The organism is Ruoffia sp. FAM 26255 (assembly GCF_045528525.1).
GTDB lineage: Bacteria > Bacillota > Bacilli > Lactobacillales > Aerococcaceae > Ruoffia > Ruoffia tabacinasalis.
On record NZ_JBGQQX010000011.1, the window covers coordinates 1 to 19,453 of the forward strand.

General features: G+C 36.4%; 22 protein-coding genes. All 22 read right to left on the reverse strand.

Annotated elements, in window-relative coordinates:
- Positions 1 to 217: 217 nt before the first annotated feature.
- On the reverse strand, positions 218 to 1,000 hold the full coding sequence (accA, locus tag ACEN31_RS03530; protein ID WP_407108650.1) for a carboxyltransferase subunit alpha: 783 nt from the start codon (positions 998 to 1,000) through the stop codon (positions 218 to 220).
- Positions 1,001 to 1,002: 2 nt separating this feature from the next.
- Positions 1,003 to 1,866, reverse strand: coding sequence for an acetyl-CoA carboxylase, carboxyltransferase subunit beta (gene accD / locus ACEN31_RS03535; RefSeq protein ID WP_407108651.1), 864 nt, complete (start codon positions 1,864 to 1,866; stop codon positions 1,003 to 1,005).
- Between the two features lie 11 nt (positions 1,867 to 1,877).
- Entirely contained in the window at positions 1,878 to 3,257 is a 1,380-nt protein-coding gene (locus tag ACEN31_RS03540; RefSeq protein WP_138404058.1) for an acetyl/propionyl/methylcrotonyl-CoA carboxylase subunit alpha, read from the reverse strand.
- Position 3,258: 1 nt separating this feature from the next.
- Positions 3,259 to 3,693: a 3-hydroxyacyl-ACP dehydratase FabZ gene (gene fabZ / locus ACEN31_RS03545; protein WP_138404059.1), complete on the reverse strand. Its 435-nt coding sequence runs from the start codon at positions 3,691 to 3,693 to the stop codon at positions 3,259 to 3,261.
- Positions 3,694 to 3,703: 10 nt separating this feature from the next.
- Complete coding sequence (gene accB / locus ACEN31_RS03550; RefSeq protein WP_407108652.1) at positions 3,704 to 4,186, reverse strand: acetyl-CoA carboxylase biotin carboxyl carrier protein; 483 nt, start codon at positions 4,184 to 4,186, stop codon at positions 3,704 to 3,706.
- A gap of 2 nt (positions 4,187 to 4,188) precedes the next feature.
- Complete coding sequence (gene fabF, locus ACEN31_RS03555) at positions 4,189 to 5,424, reverse strand: beta-ketoacyl-ACP synthase II (protein WP_138404061.1); 1,236 nt, start codon at positions 5,422 to 5,424, stop codon at positions 4,189 to 4,191.
- A gap of 10 nt (positions 5,425 to 5,434) precedes the next feature.
- A complete protein-coding gene (gene fabG / locus ACEN31_RS03560; protein WP_407108653.1) occupies positions 5,435 to 6,157 on the reverse strand; it encodes a 3-oxoacyl-[acyl-carrier-protein] reductase in 723 nt (240 codons plus the stop codon).
- Complete coding sequence (locus ACEN31_RS03565; protein WP_407108654.1) at positions 6,157 to 7,107, reverse strand: ACP S-malonyltransferase; 951 nt, start codon at positions 7,105 to 7,107, stop codon at positions 6,157 to 6,159. Before ACEN31_RS03565 ends, fabG begins: the two co-directional genes overlap by 1 nt.
- A 16-nt stretch (positions 7,108 to 7,123) precedes the next feature.
- A complete protein-coding gene (locus ACEN31_RS03570) occupies positions 7,124 to 8,083 on the reverse strand; it encodes a nitronate monooxygenase (protein ID WP_407108655.1) in 960 nt (319 codons plus the stop codon).
- Positions 8,084 to 8,112: 29 nt separating this feature from the next.
- The gene (locus ACEN31_RS03575; protein ID WP_407089195.1) at positions 8,113 to 8,334 is read right to left on the reverse strand and encodes an acyl carrier protein; all 222 of its coding nucleotides are present in this window, start codon (positions 8,332 to 8,334) and stop codon (positions 8,113 to 8,115) included.
- A gap of 21 nt (positions 8,335 to 8,355) precedes the next feature.
- Positions 8,356 to 9,300: a beta-ketoacyl-ACP synthase 3 gene (locus ACEN31_RS03580; RefSeq protein WP_407108656.1), complete on the reverse strand. Its 945-nt coding sequence runs from the start codon at positions 9,298 to 9,300 to the stop codon at positions 8,356 to 8,358.
- Positions 9,301 to 9,314: 14 nt separating this feature from the next.
- Positions 9,315 to 9,767, reverse strand: a complete 453-nt coding sequence (locus ACEN31_RS03585) for a MarR family winged helix-turn-helix transcriptional regulator (protein ID WP_407108657.1) — start codon at positions 9,765 to 9,767, stop codon at positions 9,315 to 9,317.
- 319 nt (positions 9,768 to 10,086) lie between these two features.
- Entirely contained in the window at positions 10,087 to 11,427 is a 1,341-nt protein-coding gene (gene gdhA, locus ACEN31_RS03590) for an NADP-specific glutamate dehydrogenase (RefSeq protein WP_407108658.1), read from the reverse strand.
- A gap of 74 nt (positions 11,428 to 11,501) precedes the next feature.
- Entirely contained in the window at positions 11,502 to 12,032 is a 531-nt protein-coding gene (locus ACEN31_RS03595; protein WP_407108659.1) for a GNAT family N-acetyltransferase, read from the reverse strand.
- 451 nt (positions 12,033 to 12,483) lie between these two features.
- Complete coding sequence (locus ACEN31_RS03600) at positions 12,484 to 12,849, reverse strand: phage head closure protein (RefSeq protein WP_407094416.1); 366 nt, start codon at positions 12,847 to 12,849, stop codon at positions 12,484 to 12,486.
- A gap of 158 nt (positions 12,850 to 13,007) precedes the next feature.
- Entirely contained in the window at positions 13,008 to 14,666 is a 1,659-nt protein-coding gene (locus tag ACEN31_RS03605) for a terminase large subunit (RefSeq protein ID WP_407108660.1), read from the reverse strand.
- Between the two features lie 34 nt (positions 14,667 to 14,700).
- Entirely contained in the window at positions 14,701 to 15,045 is a 345-nt protein-coding gene (locus ACEN31_RS03610) for a hypothetical protein (RefSeq protein WP_407094419.1), read from the reverse strand.
- A gap of 132 nt (positions 15,046 to 15,177) precedes the next feature.
- Positions 15,178 to 15,483, reverse strand: a complete 306-nt coding sequence (locus ACEN31_RS03615) for an HNH endonuclease (protein WP_407094420.1) — start codon at positions 15,481 to 15,483, stop codon at positions 15,178 to 15,180.
- A gap of 516 nt (positions 15,484 to 15,999) precedes the next feature.
- On the reverse strand, positions 16,000 to 16,281 hold the full coding sequence (locus tag ACEN31_RS03620) for a hypothetical protein (RefSeq protein ID WP_407108661.1): 282 nt from the start codon (positions 16,279 to 16,281) through the stop codon (positions 16,000 to 16,002).
- Positions 16,282 to 16,283: 2 nt separating this feature from the next.
- A complete protein-coding gene (locus tag ACEN31_RS03625) occupies positions 16,284 to 17,534 on the reverse strand; it encodes a phage major capsid protein (RefSeq protein WP_407108662.1) in 1,251 nt (416 codons plus the stop codon).
- 3 nt (positions 17,535 to 17,537) lie between these two features.
- A complete protein-coding gene (locus ACEN31_RS03630; RefSeq protein ID WP_407108663.1) occupies positions 17,538 to 18,131 on the reverse strand; it encodes an HK97 family phage prohead protease in 594 nt (197 codons plus the stop codon).
- Positions 18,118 to 19,446, reverse strand: coding sequence for a phage portal protein (locus ACEN31_RS03635; RefSeq protein ID WP_407108664.1), 1,329 nt, complete (start codon positions 19,444 to 19,446; stop codon positions 18,118 to 18,120). Before ACEN31_RS03635 ends, ACEN31_RS03630 begins: the two co-directional genes overlap by 14 nt.
- Positions 19,447 to 19,453 lie beyond the last annotated feature (7 nt).

The window sequence follows — 19,453 nt, forward strand, 5'->3', positions numbered from 1 at the left end:
CCTCACGGTGGACACCCTTGCCTTTAGCTAACAGTTCCTACTGCCAAGTCTGTAGTGGACTTTCACCACCAAGTTATCGCCCATGCCGGGCGCACATAAAAAAAGAGCCAAGGTGACTGCGTCACCTGGCTCCTCGGTCCACCAACATCAAAAATTCATGAACCCAAAAAAATAAGTGTCGGTGAACTATTTCACTAACACTTATTTATTATATCGCTTAAAAAGATCTAAATCGTTTATTACGATTGGCTAATCGTGTATCAACATCTAGTTGACTTAATTCTTTAAACTTCGCTTTAATATCATTTATAGTACGTTTTAAGATGACATCTCTATTTAAAGGAACTCCATGATTTATCTCTGGAATGATTTTTTCTACGACTTTTAATTCGTGTAAATCAGATGCCGTAAGTTTCATGACGTCCGCTGCTTTAGAAGCCAGTTTCGCGTCCTTCCATAATATTGATGCAAAGCCTTCTGGAGATAAAATGGAGTAAACACTATTCTCAAGCATCCACACTTCATCTGTTAATGCTAAAGCTAACGCTCCTCCACTTCCGCCTTCTCCTAGAATTATCGATAAGGTAGGTACTTCAACTTTCGCAAAAGTTAATAGTGATTGGGCGATTGCTTCCCCAATACCTGTCTCTTCTGATTCTGGTGAGGCATGTGCTCCAGCTGTATTAATTAAGGTTAATATCGGACGATTAAATTTATTCGCTTGTTCGACAAGGCGAATAGCTTTTCGGTAACCAGCCGGGCCGACGGACCCAAAGTTTCGTTCAATGTTCTCACGGGTTGTACGGCCTTTTTGAATACCGATAATCGTTATAGGTTGCCCGTCATACATACCGATACCGCCAATAATGGATTTATCGTCTTCCATATGACGGTCCCCATGTAATTCAATAAACCAATCGGTTAAATTCTCAATGATATCAATCGTTGAGATTCTTTTTAAATCTCTTGCTTTTAAGACTTTTTCATATGCTTGGCTCATAATTACACACCACCTTCATATGAATGAGCTTGGACTAATTGGCTGATGATTTGTTTCTGGTTTGATCTCGGTACAATTGAATCGATAAAACCATTATCAAATACCCATTCAGCTTGTTGAAAGTCTTTCGTCAATTTACTTTTGATTGTTTGTTCAATCACACGCTTCCCAGCAAAACCTACGATCGCTCGCGGTTCAGCAAGAGTTACGTCTCCTTGCATCGCAAAACTCGCTGTGACTCCACCCGTTGTCGGATTTGTCAACACACTACAATAGAATAAGCCTGCATCTTGATGCTTAGAAACCTCTTGCGAGATTTTCGCCATCTGCATTAAGGATAAGATACCTTCTTGCATTCTAGCTCCACCCGAAGCAATGTACAGAACTACTGGAAGTTTATTCTCAGTCGCATGTTCGAACAGTCGTGTAATTTTCTCCCCAACAATTGTTCCCATACTCGCCATGACGAATCGTTTATCCATCACACCAATTGCTAGTTCTCTACCATCAATCCTTGCCTCGCCTGTGACGACTGCTTCTTTCAATTGAGTATTTTCTTGCGCTTTTTCTAACTTGGCACTATAGCCTGGAAAATCTAGTGGGTTCTTCGCGTTTAGATCGCTATCCCATTCCTTAAATGACCCTTCATCTACTAACCATTGGATACGTTCATAAGCTGGAAAATGTAGATGTTCACTGCAATGTGGGCAACAGTAATCTTCTGTAATTTGATTTTGTAATATAATTCGATTACAATGTGGACATTTTTCTGCAATATTATCTGGAATAGATGATCTTTGTGTGGCTACTTCAGCGGGACTAATTGGATTAATTCTTATTGATTTCTTTCGCCTAAATAAAGCCAAAACATCACCTCTTATTCTTCAGTATTTTCTTCTATTTCTAACCATTTTGGCATATAGTGGGTTTCTAACCACTTCGTATGCACTCTGTCCCAATCGATATATTCATCACTTACAAGTGCTTCAAGTAAGTCGATATTTGTCTCAACACCTTCAACAGTCACTTCATATAAAGCACGCTCCATTATCTTCAAAGCGTCTTCTAAAGTATTTGAATGCGTAATTACTTTCGCAACCATTGAATCATAGAATGGTGGTAATGTGTAATTAGGATATAGAGCCGATTCAACTCGTAAACCTAGACCGCCTGAAGGAAACATTAATTGATCAATGTGACCAGCGGAAGGTCTAAAATTATCTCTTGGATTCTCTGCGTTCAAACGTACTTCAACCGCAAAGCCTTCTACTTGAATATCAGCTTGCTTATACGTTAATGGTTCACCCATGCCTACACGGATTTGTTCTTTTACAATATCTACACCTGTTACCATTTCGGTTACGGGATGCTCAACTTGTAAACGAGTATTCATCTCCATAAAGAAGAAGTTATTGTCTTTATCAACTAAAAACTCAATGGTTCCAGCGTTCTGATAGCCTATGGCTTCCGCTGCTTTTACAGCTGTTTCACATATGTTTTTTCTGACCTCTAAAGGCAGACTGACCGCAGGTGAGATTTCTAGAACTTTTTGATTGTTACGTTGGAATGAGCAATCTCTTTCTCCTAGATGGATAACATTTCCGTATTTATCGCCTAATAATTGAACTTCAATATGTTTTGCAGGCGCAATGATACGCTCAATATATAAATCTTTATTCCCATATATTGCTTCCGTCTCATTTTGCGCTTGATTAAATAATAAATCTAATTGTGAAGCATCTTCAACACGGCGCATCCCTTTACCGCCACCACCATCTGCAGCTTTAATCATCAATGGGTAGCCAATATCAAGTGCGATATCACGGGCTTCTTCTATTGAATAAATTAAACCAGCACTACCGGGAGTAATTGGAATACCAGACTTACGCATTGTATCTCTGGCATGTTGTTTATGTCCCATGACATCAATAATATGACTATTTGGTCCGATGAATTCAATCCCTACATCTTCACATAAAGTCACAAAGTCACTACGTTCTGATAAAAAACCGTAACCGGGGTGAATCGCATCCACACCTGTTGCTAAAGCAGCACTGATGACAGCGACTGGATTTGCATAAGAATCCAATGATTTTGCTGGACCAATACAAATGGCTTCGTCCGCTAATTCAGTATGCAAGGCATTCCGATCTGCTTCACTGAAGATAGCCACTGAAGTAATATCCATCTCGCGGAGCGCACGTATAATTCTAACCGCGATTTCTCCACGGTTTGCCACGAGAACTTTTTTAAACATCTTATTTCGCCCCTATAATGAATGTCATTTCACATTCACATACGACTTTATCCCCAACGTATGCTTTACCAATTCCGATACCTGCATTACTTTTTAGTTTTTTAATATTAACTTCAAGACGTAATACATCTCCAGGAACAACTTTTTTACGGAATTTAACTTTATTTAAACCACCTAAGTAAGCTGTCTTTCCGTCAAATCCTTCTAATGATAATAATGGAATTGATCCGGCTTGTGCTAATGATTCTACAATTAGAACGCCTGGGAATACAGGTTCTCCAGGGAAGTGTCCTTGGAATACTTCTTCGTTAATTGTCACGTTCTTACGTGCGACAACTTTTTCACCCGGAATTAATTCATCCACTGCATCGATAAAGAAAATTGGGTAACGATTTGGAATAATTTCCATTACTTGAGTTGCTGTTAATAGTGTCATTGTTTTCCTCCTACTTAATTCTCATAATTGGTTGACCAAATTCAACAACAGTTTCATTCTCAACAAGAATTTCTACAACTGTTCCTGAATGGTTCGCTTGAATTTCATTCATTAATTTCATTGCTTCTATAATTACGACTGTATCTCCTTCAGACACAGTGTCACCAACCTTAACGAAAGCATCGCTATCTGGGTTAGGTTGTAAATATACTACCCCAACCATTGGTGATGTAATTAATACACCTTCCTCAACGTCGATGTCGTTTGTTACTGGTTTCGTTTCATCGATCTGAGTTGGAGCTGTTTCTTGCTCCACTGTCGGTGTTGGTGTTGGTGTTGGTTTACTTTCTTCTTGTTGACCGTAGTAAACCGGGGCTTCTTTAGGCATTTCTTTTGAAAGAACGAGTTTTACATCGTCTGTTTCATAGTTTAAGAAAGCTAATGAAGATTGATCTAATTTATCGATTAATGATAGTAATTGTTCTTGATTCAAAATTACGCACCGTCCCAACGTTTAAAGCAAAGTACCGCATTATGTCCACCAAAACCTAGCGAGTTAGATAGAGCATATTGAATGTCTTGTTTACGTCCTTCACCAGGTACATAGTCAAGATCACATGCTTCGTCTGAATTTTCTAAGCCTAATGTTGGTGGGATAAAGCCTTCTTGTAATGCTTTAACCGCCATAATTGATTCAACACCACCGGCAGCACCTAATAAATGACCAAAATGTCCTTTAGAACTTGAAATTGGCACTTTATGTGCGTAATCTCCTAAAGCATATTTAATCGCTGTCGTTTCACCTGAATCATTTGTTGGTGTACTTGTTCCATGGGCATTAATATAATCAACATCTTCTGGTTGAATACCTGCCATCTTAATGGCTTGGAGCATCGCTTCTCCTGCACCACTTCCGTCAGGTAATGGAGCAGTCATGTGGTAAGCATCTGAGTTTGAACCATAACCAACGACTTCACCATAAATTGTTGCATTACGTGCTTGAGCTGATTCTAATGATTCTAAGAATACAATCCCAGCACCCTCACCCATAACAAAGCCATCACGATCTTTATCAAATGGACGAGACGCTTTTGCTGGATCTTCATTTGTAGATAAAGCAGTTAAAGCCGCGAAACCAGAGATTCCGATTTCGTTAATCGTTGACTCAGCGCCACCCGCGATACAAGCATCTAATAAACCATTTTGAATCTTAATAAACGCCTCACCTATCGCATTAGTTGCACTGGCACAAGCTGTTACAATATCTAAACTGATTCCACGTGCACCAAACTGCATTGAAATATTCCCAGCGGCCATGTTCCCAATTGTTAATGGAACAAATAAAGGCGGTACTCTTTTAGGACCTTTATCTTTCATCTTTAAAATACCGTTTTGAATAGCATGTAGTCCACCAATTCCTGAACTCACCATTACCCCTACATTAAATGGATTACTTGAAATATCATAACCACTCATCTCAACAGCTTCTTTACTTGCTGCGACACCAAATTGTGAGAATTTGTCCATTCTCTGGCTATCTTTTCTTCCTAATTCTTCTCTTGCATCAAAGCCTTTAACTTCCCCTGCAACAGTTACGCCTGTTTCAGATGCATCAAAACCTTCAATTGGTGCAATACCTGATTTATTTGTTAATACACTATCCCAGAATGCATCGACACTATTACCAATAGGTGATACAGTTCCTAGACCTGTTATTACGACTCTTCTCATAGAATCCTCCTTAAATATGTAATCCACCGTTAACTTCGATGACTTGACCGGTAATATATCGGTTAGTAATCAAAAAATCAACGACAGAACTAATCTCTTCAACTTGACCAAAGCGTTTTAATGGAATGTGACTTAACATAGTTTTCTTAACTTTATCACTCAAAGCGTCAGTCATATCTGTTTCAATATAACCTGGCGCTATCGCATTGACAGTGATTGATCGACTTCCTAGCTCTTTCGCTAAAGACTTAGTTAAACCGATTACGCCTGCTTTACTGGCAGCATAATTTGCTTGCCCTGGATTTCCTGTTACACCTACAACACTAGACATATTAATAATTGTCCCAGATTTTTGTTTTAACATAATCGGTGATACAAATCTTGTTAAGTTAAAAGTTCCTTTTAAGTTTGTATTGATCACGTTATCAAAATCTTCTTCTGTCATACGAAGGAATAATCCATCGCTTGTAATACCCGCATTATTAATTAAAACGTCGATTCTGCCATATGTTTCGCGAACTTCCTCAACAAGTTGTTTCGCTCCATCAAAATGACTAATATCTCCGATGGCTTGACCTACTTCCAATTCATAGTCAGCAAATTCTTGAAGTACTTCCACAGCAATTGGTTTACGACTATTTAAAATTACTTGATGCCCAGCTTCTGCTAAATGTTTAGCGATGCCAAGTCCAATTCCTCTTGAGCTACCGCTGATTAAACATGTTAATGTCATTATTTCCCTCCACTACTTAACCATTGTGTTAATTCTTCAACATCTTCAACTTTATCCACTACAAAAACTTCTGGAGCCAATTCATCCTTCGCCATTAATTTAGCTAAGGTATTTCCTGGTCCAATTTGGATAACATGTGTAATTCCCTCTTCTTTTAAGCGATGAACCGTTGGGAACCATTTCACTGGTTTAACCAAATGGTCGCTTAATAAAGTACGAATCTGATCTGTTGAATGATTCTCAACAGTTACATTACTAATTACTGGAACTGTTCCTGCTTGAAAGTTTGTGTCGGCAAGTACTTCTTCGTAGTCTGCTTGCATCCCTTTCATAATCGGAGTATGGAAAGGTCCTTCTACTTTTAAAGGGATAACCTTCCGATAACCTAAACTTTTTGCTTCTTTTCTAAAAGCAGTGACTGCTTCTTTTATGCCTGCGACGACAATTTGAGTCGGCGAGTTGTAATTAGCAATATATAAAGGCGTCTCTTCAGTATGAATACTTTCAACAAGTGTCTTAATTTCATCGATAGGCATATTAATTACTGCTGCCATAAGGTAACTTGCATCCTTTTCGATGTGTTCACAGTACGCGGACATAATATCTCCACGCTTTTTGATTAAATTTAATCCTTCGTCAAGTTCTAATATGTTACTGGCAATTAAAGAACTATACTCACCTAAACTTAACCCAGCCATATATTGTATGGCTGGGAGTTTAGTTTTAATCGATTCATAAATAGCTAAGCTTGTTGTAACGATTGCAGGTTGAGCATTTTTTGTTAAAGCCAATTGATTGATATCAGAATTGATCCACGTTTGAATCAGTAATTGAGTGATGTCTTCTGCTTGAGTGAAGATTTCTTTTGCTTCTTGAAATGCTTCGACAAAATCCATTCCCATACCTTCATAATGTGCACCTTGACCATTAAATATAATAGCCAATTTCATAAAATCACCCTTTCAATTAAGCTTCAAAATAATTTGCTTTTTCCTTATATGTTTCTTTCGCTACTTGAATATAATCTTCGATAATTTCTTTAACAGTTTGTCTTTCTTTAATTAAACCGGCAATCTGGCCAGCCATCATTGATCCACCTACTGTATCGCCTTCCACAACGGCCTTTCTTAAAGCGCCTTGAGCCATTTGCTCCAACCGTGAAAAGTCTTGACCTGGAAGACTTGTGATTTCTTTCTCGACTTGTAAATATTCTTTTGTTAGTCGGTTTCTCAGAACTCGGACTGGATGTCCTGTAATCTGACCTGTTACAACAGTATCAATGTCACTTGCTTTAAGGATCGCGTCCTTAAAGTTATCATGAGCATTTGATTCATCTGCAACAACGAAACGTGTACCCACTTGGATACCGTCAGCACCTAGCATTAAAGCTGCTGCTAAAGCACGACCATCTCCGAATCCTCCTGCAGCAATGACAGGAATCGTTACAACTTCTGTGACTTGAGCTAAAAGGGCTAAACTCGTTAATTTACCGATATGTCCCCCAGCTTCCATCCCTTCAACAACAACAGCGGCAGCTCCGATTTTCTCCATTCTTCGTGCAAGAGCGACTGAAGCTACAACTGGAATCACTTTAATTCCTGCATCGTGAAATCTTTGCATGTATTTTGCAGGGTTTCCTGCACCTGTTGTAATGATTTTTATTCCAGATTCGATTAAGTAATCAACAACCTCTTCGGTATTTGCGTTTAAAAGCATGACATTCACTGCAAAAGATTTGTCAGTTTTTGACTTCATTAATTCAACTTTTTCTCGAACTAATTCAACAGGGTCATGTCCTGTTCCTATAACGCCTAATCCACCAGCATTGGATACTGCGCTCGCTAAATCTGCATCAGCAACCCATGCCATTGCACCTTGAACAATAGGATATTCAATGTTTAGTAATTCTGTAATGGCTGTCTTCATATATACCTTCCTTTATCTAACGAGAAAAATTATTTGTCTAATCCTTCTACGTAACTAACTAAATCTCCAACTGTTTTTAAGTCTTGGTCAGTATCAATTGTAATATCGAATTCGTCTTCGATTTCATTGATTACTTGGAAGATATCTAAGCTATCTGCTTCTAAGTCGTTTTCAAAGCTAGTTTTTAAGGTTACTTCATTCTCTTCTACACCTAATTGATCCACGATAATTTCTTTAATTTTTTCAAACATAAAATTTTCCTCCAATAATTTTTATAATTTTGTGTGTACTTCGCCCCATGTTAAGCCTGCACCAAAACCAATCATAACAATACTTTGAGTGCCATCTAGTCTGATTTGCTTTGCTTCAACCATTTCATTTAATAAAATTGGAATACTTCCAGCAGATACATTCCCAACACGGTCTATGTTCGATGGTATTTTTGATAAATCCATCTTTAGTTTTTTGGACATCATCTTTATAAAGCGGAAATTCGCTTGATGACTAACGATATAATCTAAAGTTTCTTGTTCGTTTACAAATTGATCTAATGACGGAAGAACCGTTCTTTGAACGAAATTGAACACTTCGCGTCCATTCATCGTCAAAGTAATATCTCCTTCTTCATTAGGAGCTACTGCGATGGATAGATTTTCATCGCCACGAGAATTCAAACAACTATCATATTCAGGTAGGCCTTCGCCGTCATTGGCAATTAACAATGCCCCAGCGCCATCACCGAATAAGATAGATGTACCACGATTATTGAAATCTAAAATCTGACTCATCTTCTCAGCACCAATTACTAATGTGTAGCCAGATGAAAATGATTTTGACATTTTCTCAGCAATATCCAATGCATAGACAAATCCACTACATGCGGCATTAATATCAAAACTAATGGCATTGTGACAATTAAGATTTAACTGCACTTTATTGGCTGTCGATGGTGTATATTCTCTTTGAGACATTGTTGCAACTATAATCAACTTAATGTCATGTCGAATATCTTCATCCAGTTTACTAAGTAAATCGTCTACGGCATTTGTCGCAATACTCGCCACTGTCTCTTCATCATTTGCAAAAAAACGTTGTTTTATACCAGTTCGTTGTTCAATCCATTCTGTGGATGAGTCTAACTGATTTACTTCGATTAATTCTGTGTTTGATACAGCTTTCTCCGGTAAATACGCTCCTGTAGCAATAATACGACTCATATCATCTTCCTTTTCTACAATTTCTCTTTAATGTCATTTAAGAAATTATGTAGATTACCTAATCCCTTAATTAACATTTCCGCTTCTTCTTTATCTAGACCTGCGATTGTATCTCTTACCATATCTAGATGGAATTTGCGGTGCAAGCGAAAGAGTAGTTTTCCTTTTTTAGACAACTTAAGTCTAACAACTCGACGATCTTCTTCTAAACGCACCCGTTCAACATAGCCTTTTGTCACAAGATTTTGTATGGACACAGACAAAGTACCTTTAGTGACAGATAATTTCTCTGCTACTTGTGATGAACTTAAATCTCCTTTAAGACCAATTGCTTCAATAGTATGCATCTCTTTAATAGTTAGATCTGAAAACTCACTTTGTCTAAGCGAATTTTCTTCAATTAATAGTACTTCATTAAATATTTGGACCAAATAATCGTTAATTTTTGTAACGGTCCCATTATCCACTCATTATCACCTCTCATCAACTTCGTTTGATATTCAAACTATTTGATAGTCAAATAATAAATGAAATTAGTTTGGTTGTCAAACTATAAAAGTTTAAAGTTTTTTTAAGATGATAGAAACTATTAGGAATGGCGATTATTCAAATCATTATTGTTATATTGTGTAATCGTTTTAAGTATTATTATAGCTTTATTTTGTTGAAGATATGTGTTGGGTCGTATTTAAAGTGTGGAAATATGAAAAATGTCCCTGAGATTTTTGAAAATAAAAAAAGCTATCAGATGAAAAATTCACCCAATAGCTTATTATTTCGTGTGTATTATACGACACCATTCATAATCATTAATTTAGCAATACTTTCAAATGACGCAATATCTGCTCCGGCAGCATAATCATGATCTAAGTTGTAATTATTACTTGCATCTAATGCTTGTTTGAAGATATCTTTCATGATGACTTTAAGTTTCTCGTCAACTTCTTCCGTTGTCCATCTTAGTCTTTGAGAGTTTTGACTCATCTCAAGCGCAGATACCGCAACCCCACCAGCGTTAGCGGCCTTACCAGGCCCATAGTATAATTTGTTTTCTTTATATACTTTTACTGCATTTGTATGGCTTGGCATATTTGCCCCTTCAGCGACAAATTTAATTCCATTATCAACTAAACGTTGGGCTTGTTCTTCGTTAATCTCATTTTGAGTTGCACATGGTAAGGCAATATCTGCTTTAATATCATGATCCCAAAGTGAACCTTCAAAATACTCAGCATCTGAATGAGCATCAATATATTCTTTAATTCTTCCACGGTTATCAATTTTAATTTGTTTTACCGTATCTAAATCGATACCATTTTCAGCATAAATTGCCCCATCTGAGTCACTTAATGAAACAACTACACCACCAAGTTCCATGGCTTTCTTAGCAGCAAAATAAGCTACATTCCCAGATCCAGAAATCATCACTCGTTTACCTTCTAATGATTCATTCACTTCAGTCAACATCTCTAATAAGAAGTAAATTAATCCGTAACCCGTTGCTTCAGTACGTCCTTGACTCCCCCCAGCTGGAATTGGTTTCCCAGTTAATACACCTGGAGTCTTAGCGTTTAAGCGTTTGTATTGCCCGAACATGTATCCAATTTCTCGTGCACCTACACCAATATCTCCAGCAGGCACATCTTCGTCCGCACCAATGTATTTTTGTAATTCAGTCATAAAACTTTGAGTAAAGTTCATAACTTCATTGTCTGATTTCCCTTTAGGATCAAAATCAGCACCACCTTTACCTCCGCCGATTGGTAGACCTGTTAAATCATTTTTGAAGATTTGCTCAAAAGCAAGAAACTTCATGATACTTTGGTTTACTGATGGATGGAAGCGAATACCACCTTTATAGGGTCCATTTAAGGAATTAAATTGCACACGGTAACCACGATTCACTTGAACTTTCCCCTGGTCATCTACCCAAGGAACACGGAAAGAAATAATTCTTTCTGGCTCAGTGATTCGTTCAAGTATTGCCAAATCTTCATATTCAGGATGTTTTTCAATCACTGGTTCAATTGCATCAAGAAAATCTTTCACAGCTTGTAAAAATTCTGTTTCATGCTCAAAAGTTTTTGATAACTTGTCATAAACACGCGTCATATAATTATTTGCCATTATGTGTCACTCCTCTTTTCGTATATGTCATTATAACACAGCTTTTTTCCATGATAATATTTTAATAAAGGTCTCTAATTTCTCATCTCATTTAAATAGAAATATATATCTGATTTACCCTCTTGCTGAGTAAAATCATAATCGTAATTGTTAAAGCCACCAATCTCAAAACCTTGTTTTAAATAAAATTTACAAGCGCCTAAATTATTATCTTGTCCAATAGTGAATACGCCTTTATAACCTAGACTTTGGGCTTCTATGAGACCCTGTTTAATCAATGCTTGACCGTGTCCAAATCGGCGGTATGCTTTCATTACTTTTAAATCAGCTAAGTACATATACTTATTCCAGTGATTTTCAAAGATTGCTAATGCGACACATTTTGAATCTTGAAAAGCTCCAATGGCAAATCCTTTTTCAACAATCTCTTCATATATATAGTTCTCTTCAGGAAAAGTTTGTTCTTCAACTTGCTCGAACAATTCTTCTTTATAAGTCCATTGTTTATTATTTAATGAAACAACTAACTTGCCATATAATTCAAACGGCTCATTCGGTAAATTCAATGCTGCTTCTTCGTCTTTAGTTATGAGTTTATATTCCATGCCGATCACCTACCTTTTTTGATAATTACTACTATACACCTTTCAGGAAAATGTTACTATTCTCAGATAGATGTTCTATCTGAAATTTTAAAAAGCAAAAAACCTCCTACCTTAGTAAGTAAGAGGTTTATTCAGTCAACAATATAATCCTATTTCAGCATGATACAACAAGCTTATAATAGGCGACTTTTAGGGGATTTTTCATAAAATAACTTACTCTCAGTTAGAACGCCACGATACAAACCGCGTCATATCAATGTTTCTTTACGATCTAGGCAGGATTCGAACCTGCGACCGTTATTACGCTCTGGGAAATGCTAATGTGAGCTGACTGCTGACCTATCAATACCTAAGCGCTCTGGATATTCGACCTATTTACTGAACCTTTTTCGAACCCCTTATTACCACGATTCGATTGTGGTTTGTAAAGTATAACATAGATAGTCTTATCCTATTTAGTGAATACATTGCCTAAAATAAGAATATCATCTCTTCTGTTATCCTCAAATGTATCAATCTTCTTAATCTCATACATTTTATTTTTATATACAATACGATTATTCGTACTTAATCCTTCTTCACGGTAGTTGATCATGAATAGTCTATCCTCAAAATTAATATCCATGTTATCGTACATATACTCATTAGCTCCTACTTGTCTTACATATGCTTTGCAATCAAATAGTTTTCTCCACTTAACAACTAAACGACCTGTTTCTCTATCCATAACATTCACTGGTTCATAGAAGGTAATTATTTTATCCTTACGATTTCCCTTCTCACGTCTTAAACTAAATAATCTATCGTTGGTAATCATCTGTTCAATCCTTTCTATATAGTAGTTGTGTTTCTTGTATCTCTATGCTGATATATACCCCTCAGCATGGGGTTTTCTTGTATCTCTATGGTGATGTAACACCTCAGCATGGGTTTTTCTTGTATCCCTATGCTGATATAACACCTCAGCATGTTGTTTCACTGTACGTTACTAGGCTGTAGGTTCTTAATCTCCTCGTAACGCTCCAATAATCCAACGTAAGCATCTAATAAACTGGCTGTACCGTCTATACGTCTGCTAGGGTTAGAAGTTTTCTTTGGTTGGATATTACCGTTAATATCTTCCTTCACTGCTGTGTTAGTTAAACACCATTTCAAGATAGGGTTATTATTATAGTTCACTCGTTTCCCTGCTAGATCAGCACCTAGTGTTTGCATTGGTAAACTTAGCGTTTTAACCCCTTGTGCTGTAGGCACCATGTTAAAGCCTTCTCGTTCCAATTCAAGGACTAGATGACTAGCGCTGTACCTATCATAGTATATATAAGGAAGGTTTATGTTATAGACGTTCACTATATCTAAGAACCATCTTGTCAACAGTGAGTAATTTATAAGATTCCCTTGAGTGAAAGTTAGCAATCCTCGTTCTTCCCATTTCTCAAGTAGGCTTCTTTCCTCAGCAGTTCGTATCTTCTTACTATCCTCTGGAATCCAATAATGCTGATGTACGTATTTAGTATTGTCATCTGGATTAAATATCAGTACTGTAGCGCATGTTAAATCGACGTTAGAGGATAGATCCATACCACCGATGGCATAATAGTTCTGAAATGAGCTTAAATCGAACGTTTTTTCATTGTTTATTTGAGAAAAGTCTAACCATGTACCTGTTTCACTTCCTCGAACGTTAAAATCCTTAACTAAAATACCTCGTAAATCAACTGGATTATTCTTAGCACGGTCTAATTGCTGTTCAATATATGAGTGTTTTTTTATCGTACCTAATGCTGGATTAGCTTTCATCCAATTATCTGGATCTAAATATTCTTCTGGATCATCTAGTTCATATATAATAGGAAGGAATGTTTCATCTTGGTATATACCATCAGCTACTTTAGTAGCATATTCATATGTATCATCAAAGATTGATTCCCTAACCGTACCTGCTGTACTAATCATAATCAGCAGTGGTTGATCTCGACTTGATAATGATTGTTTCATAACTTCATATGTACCTCTGCTTTTAATCGCATGAACTTCATCGATGATAACTAGATGGCTGTTTAAACCATCTAAGGTATTACTATCTGAGGATAAAGGTTGAAACTTACTCATATTAAAATCACAATAAATATCTGTTTTCCGTTTCTTTAATACGCTTGATAAGTGTGGATCTTGTTTAATCATATTCAAGGTACTTTCAAATACGATATAAGCTTGTTCTCGTTTAGTAGCAATTGAGTATATCTCAGCACCTGTTTCATTATCCGCTAGTAACATATATAAGGCAATGGCACTTAATAGTGTAGATTTACCGCACTTTCTCGCTACTAATAATAAACTCTCTCTATATTGTCTCAATCCTGTATCAGCATCCACAAATCCAAATAAAGCCTGTATATAAGCCTTTTGAAATAACTCCAACTCTATAAGTTGTCTCGCTTTATCTCCTTTAGAGTGCCTGCAAAACGATTCAATGAATTTAATTGGTCTCAATGCTGATTCCTCATCAAAGATATATCTACCTGTGGGATGTTCTATCCTATCCTTTAGTTCGTTATAAACCTTAGCTACACGCTTACTAGTAACTATTTCTCCTGATTCTATCTTATTTACGTATTCTATAATATAGTTCAATTATTCAACTCCTTTCATATTTAAATTAATCTCTCTAATTAGAGGTCATGAACTCAGCAAGTAATTGAGCTTCTGGTGTTAATTCATCTGTAGCATTTTCTGATTTCGGATATAAGTTCTTCAATTCACCTAAGTATTGCTTGTATCTATTTGATAGATCCATGTATGATTTAAACTCTGGTGTTTGTCGTGTATTACTCTGAGCACCATTAACAAACATGCTAGTAGCACCTTCATTTATAAGTTCCTGCTTCACGTTATCTAAAACTTCTCGCATAAATACTAGTTCTTCTATCAATTCTTCAGCAATGTGTTGGTGTTCTTCTGGGATTATGTGTAAAGTTTCTTTCAATTTGTCTGTATATTCGGTTTTATTCAAGGTAATTAACCTCCTTATTATTTTCAAAATTCAGTTTAGGGGTGTGGGAAAGGGGGGTGGCGGTCTTTGAGGTTATATGAAGAATGTTGATATAGGGGGGATTGTTTGAAAACACTATGAAAGCTTGGTGTATCAACGTTTATCAACTTGTATTAAATTGCCATCAATATCGAACAATAATCCTTTGTCTGTTAAACTCTTATCGTTGCTTGCATGCACTTTCGCATGACAATCAGTACATAAAGGAATCAAATTCTCTTCTCCATAAGCAATCATTGGATCATGAATGTTCTGTGCATTAAGATGAACGATGTGATGTACTACCTTAGCTGGTGCTTGGCAGTGCTGACATATCCAATCATATTTACTCATGATATATTCTCTTGTATCTATCCATTGCTTACGCTTATAGAAGTTCCCTGCAAATTCTCTCGCCATTTGTTATTCACCTCTTTTATGTTTAATGTAGTGTGTAGTCATATGTACTAGTACTTACATATTTATACCCCTATACTTCTAAGGTATAGCCTGTATAATTACCCCTTGTACTTTTTAAAATAGCACTCTGTTTAAAAACAGATGCTGTCTTAAATCAGCAGTTGTTGGTAAATGGATAAATATGTACGCTTTAGTATTTGTATTAGTATTAGTATTAGTATTAGTATTTTAAAGGTAGTCGTTCAATTGGTATGGGCTCGTGATTGAGCTAGTTTGATGGTATTGATAATGATAGCTGTTACTTAATATGTTATGTACTCAGCACGTTGTGTGTGTGCTGATCTAACATAAGCAAACGGTAATCACTTATCATAGAAGGTATATATAACATAAAGGGTAGCCATAAATTGACTACCCCCTATGTGTAAATATACTAAGTTGTTTTTTTGAAAGGTGGTATTAATTATTTAGAGGTGTAAATAACAATATATTGAAAGGTATAGATATGATAGATGGTTACTGAGTATCTCGATTATGCTTTATAGTAGATGTTAATGAATCAATAACTCTTTGTAATCTGTAGGATTGGGTATCCTCAGCATTGAACCATAATTGAATTAAGAAGGATGATAGTGTGAACACTAACGGTTCCTTCTCCTGTTCCTCAATCGTAAGCCCTGTTGTTTTCTCAATTTGGCTTGGTAAACTCTCTACTAAGGGTACGACTAATGAATCAATTAAATAGCTATCACTATCTAGACCTAATATATCTACAGCATCTGGTGTACTAAAAACCATTCCTATTCACCTGCTGTAGCTAACTTAACAAATGCTTCTGGTAAGATTACTTGAGTATCAGCGATAGCTAATGCACGGTAATCAATTAAACCTTTATTGAATGAGCTTTGAGTTGATACTTCTAAGGCAATTCCATTAGGCATGTTGTAACCTAAGTAGCTTGAGAAGTCTCCTAAGTAGATCTCATTATCAGCAATGTTATCATCAATAACGATTACTTTACCTAAGATTGTTCCGACATCAGCGTTACGTGCATCAGGGTTAAAGATAGGACGGTTGTTATTATCCACTACCCCATATACTAAGTTGTATAATGTGGCGTTGTTCATAGCGAATTTAGCATTTTTAGAGTAGCCACGTTTCAATAAACCTAATGCTTTTGTAAAGTCTGTGTATGCTGGTGCGCTAGATAATTCTACTAAGTTACCATTTACTTCTGAGAACTCGATAGATTCTAACCCTTCACCTTGTCCAACTCCTGTTCCGTTAACTAATGATTGTTCAATAGCTTCCATAACAGAAGAAACTAATTCGTCTGTCACATATGATTCAAATGCTTGAATACTCATCTTCTTAGCACTTGCTGACATTGAGAAGATCTTGATTAATTCATAGCCTTTAAATTCAACCGATGTAGGTGTAGTCTTTTCACCTGCTACTTCAGCACCTTCTGTATGCCATTCTGCTACAGTTAATGGAGTACCGACTGGAATCTTTAAGTTACTTGGGATATTGAATCCACGTGCTTCAGCTAATAATCCACCTTGTGTACGTGCTTTACGAACCACTTCATTTAATGTAAGTGTTGGGATTACTTGAGCGTTTGTAGTTACTGTATTAAATCCGTCTAAACGTTTCTCAGTTTGTAAGGCTTGTTCTGCTGTCTCTAATGCACGTTGCTCTGTTTCTTCTAATGGTTTGTTTAATAAGTCTTTGTAAAACGCTGTACGGTATTCCTCAGTTGCGAAAATATCTGTATTGTTCATATGTGTTTTGTCTCCTTTATTATCTGTATTGTGAGTTCCTGTAATTGGGTTAAATGATTCTTGTACGTTTGTCTTAAATTGACTACGTTTATCTTCTAAGTTAGCTTTAGCATCTGTTAATCCTTGTACTTCAATATTAAGTACCTCAATATCAGCATCAGGGTTAGTGTCAACTTCAATAACAATCTGCTGAGAACGTTCCTCAATCTCACCAATTGTACGTTGATTCCAGTAGTTAAATGATTCCTCAATAGTTTTAAAATTCATGTTTTATCTGTCTCCTTTTAATAATAATTTATTTAATTGAATCTTTAGATCCTTACGTTCTGTACTATCTAACTTACTATGAACATCTTCTATCATACTTCTAGCTTCAACTGAAACTACCGTTTCCTTATAAGCTGGGTATGGTACGATACTTACTTCAAACACCTTATCAATTTTATGAATACTACGTGTTCTAGTTCCAGCATCGTATATGTGTCCATCATCAGATACGGTAAAAGCAAATGACATATTCTCTAAGTCTCCACGTTGTACTGCCGTATAAACGCTTCTTGCTTCTTCTGTACTGGGTAATGTAGCTCTCATACGTAAACCTACCTCATCCACGTATAATTCCATCGTTTTACCCGTTCTAGCCAATGGAATTTTATTCATATCGTGATTGTAGATTAAGCGTGTATCATTAAAATCTACGCCATCTAATGCACCACGTTGAATAACTTCGGTATAGACATTGTCTCCTTTGCCTATGGTAGTAGGTGTGTCGAATAGGATAGGGTAACCTACGAGTATCATATCCTCTTGAGTATCAGCATCTCGTTGTTCAATTTGAATGTTATTTATTCTAATCTCTTTCATTTGATTCTCCTTCATTTGGATTGGTGGATGTATTATCTTGTTGATCGTTTGTACTTGAATTACCTTCTGCTTGATTACTCATGCTTAAATGAGTTCCTGCTTGACCGTTCACGCTTGAATGAGCTTCTAGCTGGTATTCATTGACGATTGATGTATCAGCATAGTTTAATGATTGTAATCGTTTATTACCATCCTCATCAGTCAATTTAGGTAAGTTCAATATACTTCTAGCTTCATTAATAGTAACCAATCCCATCGGAATGATTTCCTTTAATAACTTAGTCTTAGATTCCATGCTAGCAAACTGAAGCCCAATTGATGTAAATTCAATCTTGTTACCATAAGCCTTTTCTCTATCAGTAAATAGCTTATTTGTAAATTCTAATGACAACTGTATAGCAAGTGGTTCGATAACTGATTCGTAAAACGATGCAAACTCGTCTTCATTATAATCACTTGAAACAATCTTAGGATTAACACCTAAGTAGTTGTAAATCTGATTGCTGATCGTATTAATCTGCTGTTCACTAATTGTATATGGTTTGCTGTCAATGGGTGTATATTGCACTGATTGATCAGTAGCAACAACGCCACCTGAGTTTTCTAATGAAAGATACTGACTTGTAAATTCTTCTTTTCTTTTCTTCAAGGTCTCTGGTGATAATGTTGTTTGATAATTTACAATACCTCTCAGATTAGCACCTAACTCAATACCTCGTACCGTCCCACTCATTTGAGCATCTGATACTTTCAGCAATGGATTGAGTGATGAGTTATCATCTCCTAACAACTCATCTGATCTGTAGTTTCTTCTCAGATGGATGAGCTGGCTATAAGGGATATAAACTTCAAAGCCTGAACTATATGTAAATTTACAAACTAAGTCGTTATCAGCATCCAGTCCGAATTGCATGGATTGACCTTTAATTGGATATAGTCCTGTAAGATTACCTCTTTCATCACGTTCTATGTAGACAAAGCTGTTGTTGTGTAAAAACAAGGTAGATATGATTTTATATTGAAAGTCGTAAGTGGATTGATAGGGATTAGGTTGGGTTTGTAACAAACGATTAATCCTCTCAGTTCCTTCTCCTTGATTAATGTAATGAATAGGCTTTAACTTAGCCCCGTTTCTTGCAATTGCATCTACAGCAGATGTTAGCGTGGGATTGCTGTGTGTTTCAGCATGTGAAGATGTGAAACTCCCACCCAAACTAGGTAAATAATCAAAATCAATTTGATTAGATGTGTTGATTGCTGATTGTTTATTTTCATTTTTAAATAAACCGTTAAACCAATCTATAATATTTGCCATTTATTGC